The organism is Collinsella aerofaciens (assembly GCF_001404695.1).
Classification (GTDB): Bacteria; Actinomycetota; Coriobacteriia; order Coriobacteriales; family Coriobacteriaceae; genus Collinsella; species Collinsella aerofaciens_E.
This window is the reverse complement of the sequence record NZ_CZAQ01000055.1, coordinates 1-4792: the sequence shown is the minus strand read 5'-3', so window position 1 is coordinate 4792 and position 4792 is coordinate 1. Positions and strand designations below refer to the sequence as shown.

Annotated in this window: 4 protein-coding genes; 1 reads left to right on the top strand and 3 read right to left on the bottom strand. The window is 59.5% G+C overall.

The genetic code is table 11. The annotated features are described in order from the left end of the window. Nucleotides 1–198 precede the first annotated feature (198 nt). From AQ996_RS09295 to AQ996_RS09285, 3 genes are all read right to left on the bottom strand, one after another. A complete protein-coding gene (locus AQ996_RS09295; protein WP_055252637.1) occupies nt 199–1599 on the bottom strand; it encodes a phosphoglucomutase/phosphomannomutase family protein in 1401 nt (466 codons plus the stop codon). Nucleotides 1600–1757: 158 nt separating this feature from the next. Beyond that, nucleotides 1758–2651 carry a homocysteine S-methyltransferase family protein gene (locus tag AQ996_RS09290; RefSeq protein WP_055252635.1) on the bottom strand — a complete coding sequence of 298 codons (894 nt, stop codon included), beginning with the start codon at nt 2649–2651 and terminating at the stop codon, nt 1758–1760. A gap of 10 nt (nt 2652–2661) precedes the next feature. Continuing rightward, nucleotides 2662–3084, bottom strand: a complete 423-nt coding sequence (locus AQ996_RS09285; protein ID WP_055252633.1) for a metal-dependent transcriptional regulator — start codon at nt 3082–3084, stop codon at nt 2662–2664. 120 nt (nt 3085–3204) lie between these two features. Here AQ996_RS09285 and pepT point away from each other — a divergent pair, with 120 nt between their 5' ends. Next, nucleotides 3205–4452 carry a peptidase T gene (pepT, locus tag AQ996_RS09280; RefSeq protein WP_055252631.1) on the top strand — a complete coding sequence of 416 codons (1248 nt, stop codon included), beginning with the start codon at nt 3205–3207 and terminating at the stop codon, nt 4450–4452. The last annotated feature ends 340 nt before the right edge of the window (nt 4453–4792 follow it).

Below are 4792 nucleotides of genomic sequence, written 5' to 3'. Positions count from 1 at the left end.
GGTTCTCAAGGTGCACGCCTGGCGGCTGATCCGGTCCGACCGGGCCGCGCGGCAAGGAGATATATTGCCAGACCGGAGGGGCGCCGTGGGCGGGAATCTGGGCGTACACATTTCCTACACAGTTTGGAATCCGACTAACGTTTGCCAGCCGTTAACTACCGCTCGCCGAGCATCTCTTTATATAAGGCAGTCTCATGGTTAAAGCGGATACGTTCCCCTAGCTAAAGCACAGCCAGCATCGAGCAACTCATCACGTTCTTCCACCGAGAACCCCTCGGCGTAGACGCGCACCACTGGTTCGGTCCCGCTAGGACGGACCAGCAGCCACGTGTCATCCTCGAATGCCAAACGCAAGCCATCCATATGACTAACGTTTTGCGGCACCTTGCCACAAATCGACTTGGGGTTTACGCCCGGCAGCAGCGTTCGTAACGTTTCGGCATCTTCGGCCTCAAGGCGCAAATCGCGTCGACCGTAACTCGTCTTACCAAAACTGTCCTCGAGTTGGTCGACCAGAACGCCCAAAGGCGCGTCCGTCTTTGCCATAAGCTCACACAGAATCAGACAGGCGAGGATTCCATCGCGCTCGGGCATATGCGCGGCGATGCCGATACCACCGGCTTCTTCGCCGCCCATGAGGACGCCGCCCTTCTTCATCTCCGCCGCTATATATTTGAAACCGACTGGTTTGACGGTCACGCGGCAGCCAAGCGCCTCGGCAATGCGACGCACGAGCGTCGAGCACGAAAGATTGACGACGACGCGCCCCTCCAAATTACGAAATTGAACCAAGTCGCCCAAAACGAGCGCCATGATCTGATGCGGATGTATATATCTGCCGCGCTCGTCAACCGCGCCGATACGGTCGGCGTCGCCGTCGGTCACCAGGCCAGCGCAAGCTCCGTCCTCGATAACCGTATGCTCGCAAGCGTCCACCCACGGCTCAACGGGGTCGGGGCAGATATCTTCTTGGTCAGGCGCCTGCCCGGCGTGAATCTCGTGCACCTCAACGCCAAGCTCGCGCAGCAAGTCGGCTAGATAGCCCTGGGCTGCGCCGCCCATGGGGTCAACAACCACGCGCAGGTGCGCGGCGCGGATGGCTTCGGCATCGACAAACGATGCCACCGCTTGCATATAGTCAGGAATGATATCCGCGGTGCGATATTGCCCCTCGATCCCCATTGGCTCGGGAGCCATGGTCTCTTCGAGCTCTTCGATGACATCCTGGTTGGCGGTCGAGCCGTCACCCATGCGAATCTTGAGACACAGATAACCCTGCGGATGATGGGACCCCGTCACCATGAGCGCGCCGCACGCCTCACCGTCATAAGCCGCCGCCCACGTAAGAGCAGGGGTCGGAACAGGTCGCGAAGCGAGCACGGCGTCTAGCCCGTGCGCTGCTAGCACACCCGCCGCAAGCTCAGCGAACTCGCGCGCCAGGGGCCGAGTGTCGAACCCTATATATACTGTTTTGCCCGGATTGGTCTTTTGCCACAACTCGCCGACGGCATCGGCGATACGGGCAACGTTATCGGCAGTGAAGTCCTCATCGACGCGAGCGCGCCAACCGTCAGTTCCAAAATGAATTATCGCGCACACGCGCAGACACCTCACAGTGTTTGGATCATGGTACGCATGAGGTATACCCGCGATACACACTCGGCAACCTGCCGGCACCAGCATTCACCATTTGGGCAAATGCTGCCGAGGACATGCAAGCAATAAAAAAACCGCCCCGTATGGAGCGGTTTTGCCCTTTATATATCGAGCGCCTCGGCCATCGCTGCCGTAGTGATTGCCGTGGTTCCACAGCAACTGCCCACCATTGCGGCACCGGCATGTCTCCATTCGATGCATGCGCGCGCGAAAGCTTCAGGGTTCTCGTGCCATACGGGGCCATCCTGAGTCTGGACCGGATCGCCCACGTTGGGACGCACCGTGACGGGAGTAGTCGCCGATGCAACCATCCTGGGCACCGCCGCGTTCGCGGCCGCAAGCGAACAGCAATTAACACCAACCGAGTTTGCGCCGTGTTTTTCGGCGTACAAAACGGCTGCCTCGATGTTGAGGCCATCGCCCAACAGGTCGCCTTTGTCATCAACGACAAAACTCACCAGGACAGGCATGCCGTCAGCGGCATCTCGAGCGCCGGCAAGCATGGGCTGCAAATTACGGATAGACGTCACCGTCTCGATCAGCAGACCATCAACACCAGCATTGAGTAAGGCGTGCGCCTGTTCGCGCGCAATGCCTCGGATCTCACGAAACTCGGCAGAGTCCTCGGCAAACCACTCAATACCGATCGGACCCATCGAGCCCAGCAGCAGCTGAGGGTGCGCCTGGCGGGCATCGTCGACGGCCCCGCGATTGACCTCCGCCACGGACGGCGCAATCTGGTCGTGCTTGAGGGCATAGCTTGATGCCTGAAAGGTATTGGTAATGAGTACCTGCGCGCCGGCGGCGACATACAAGCGATGGATACGAGAAACGGTCTGCGGCTCTGCCAGATTCCAAAACGCCGGTGGAATATCGGCGGCATCGTACTCACTCAACAGAACACTGCCCATGGGGCCCTGCGCCAACAAGGTCTCGCTCGACAAGCGGCGCGTAAGTTCCTCGGCACCAAAGCGGTTGTAATAACTCGTATCCATACATATCCCGCTATTCCTCGACGCTGATTCCCTGTTTTTCGAGATAGGCGAGCCAGCGGTTCATCGTGTCCTCGGATAGCGCATGCTCCATCATGCAGGCCTCGGAATCGGCTCGCTCAAATTCGACACCGAGCTCCTGAACCAAAAACGTGCGGACGAGGCGATGACGGTACCAGATAGCCGTGCCAACCTCGCGGCCGCGATCGGTCAGGACTACCTTGCCGTAGTGCGATTGCTCGACAAGCTCGGATGCCTTGAGCGCCGAAACCGCTTTATTGACCGATGCCTTGGAGACGCCAAGGCGCTGCGCGATGTCGACCGATCGCACGCCGTTGGTTTCCCTCTCTTCGCTTTCAATGCGAACCATGCACTCCAAGTAGTCTTCGTTCGCCACCGTCAGATGTAGTTCGCGCGAGCTATTTGTCGTATCCATGATCTTCCGTCCCTTCTGCATTCAATGGCTGATTCTACCCCATCCAAGCGTCGCGGTATGCCGTGGCATACCGTGCTAGAGTTCTTGTTGCACACGACGACCAAGATTGGAGCGGTCTTTATGGAAAACACCACCACGAACCCCGATGTCCTCGAACGCTTTTTGCGCTACGTCCAGATCAACACGCAGTCCGAGGATGCAAACTGCGACCAGGTACCTTCGAGCACCGTTCAGTTTGACCTTGCCAACGTGCTGGCTGAAGAGCTGCGCGAGCTTGGTGCGGAAGATGCCCACGTGACCGAGCACGCCTATGTCTGCGCGCATATCCCCGCAAGTGCGGGCGCTGAGGACAAGCCCGCCCTGGGCCTGATCGCCCATCTCGACACCACCGAAGTTGCACCGGGCGCCGGCGTGAAGCCACACATCGTACACTACGAAGGCGGCAACCTGGTCTGCGGCACGGTTGACGGTAAGCCCGTTGCCATGAGTACTGCCAAGCTTCCCGCCCTGAACGACCTCGCGGGTGAGGACCTGGTCTGCAGCGATGGCACCACGCTGCTGGGCGCGGACGACAAGGCAGGCGTCGCCGAGATCATGTCACTTGTCGCGCGTATCGCTCAGGACCCTTCTCTGCCCCATCCCGCACTCGGCATTTGCTTCTGCCCTGACGAGGAGATCGGCCACGGAGCCGAGCTGCTGGATATCGATACCTTTGGCTGCAAGTACGCCTACACGGTCGACGGCGGCCCCATCGGCGAGCTGGAGTGGGAGTGCTTTAACGCCGCCGAGGCGACTGTCTGCTTTGAGGGCCAGTCCATCCACCCGGGCGACGCTAAGGGCCGTATGGTCAACGCAGGCAATCTGTTCTGCGACTTCAACGCGTTGCTCCCCTACGTGCAGCGTCCGGAGTATACGGAAGGCTACGAGGGCTTTTATCACCTTGAGGGTGTATCTGCGACCGTCGATCACGCCACAGCGCGCTATATCGTCCGCGACCATGACGCCGCCAAGTTCCAGCAGAAACTCGACCTTATTGATGCCGCCGCCTCGATGCTCAACCAGCGTCTGGGTGAGGAGCGCGTGACAGTCGAGATTAAGCAGCAGTATCGAAATATGGCCGAGATCGTTTGTGACTTTCCCGAGCTTATTGATGTTGCCAAGGAAGCCTACCTTGCCTGCGGCGTTGAGCCCCAAGTGCTGCCGATTCGCGGCGGCACCGACGGCGCGCAGCTGTCGTTCCGCGGTCTGCCCTGCCCCAACCTTTCCACCGGCGGCTATTGCTACCACGGCGTCAACGAATTCGTCCCGGTCAGTTCGCTCGTCAAGATGACCGACGTGCTCCAGGAGCTCGTCGCCCGCTTTGCATAAGCCTGGCTGCACAAGTCAAAAAGACGAATCGCCCCGTCCTCAACCAAGAACGGGGCGATTTTTTGCTGCAATGAGAACAGGTTGACGCACGCCAGCCTCTTAACGCAAGGAGTGTCCCAAACTGCCGGCACAAAAGGAACGTCCCCAAGTGCCGCAAAATGACGACATCCACTCTCGCTTTGTGGGTAGTCATTGGGGAGGTTCTTGTTTGACTAGTCGTTTAAAAACGTCCATTACAGTCGAAATTGTCAGCCCGGGACCGTCTCGGGCTACGATTGAGGCGCGCCCAGAACGGGCCGCCGACCGGGCGCCCGCGCACGGCCGAACGTCCCTGCCCCCG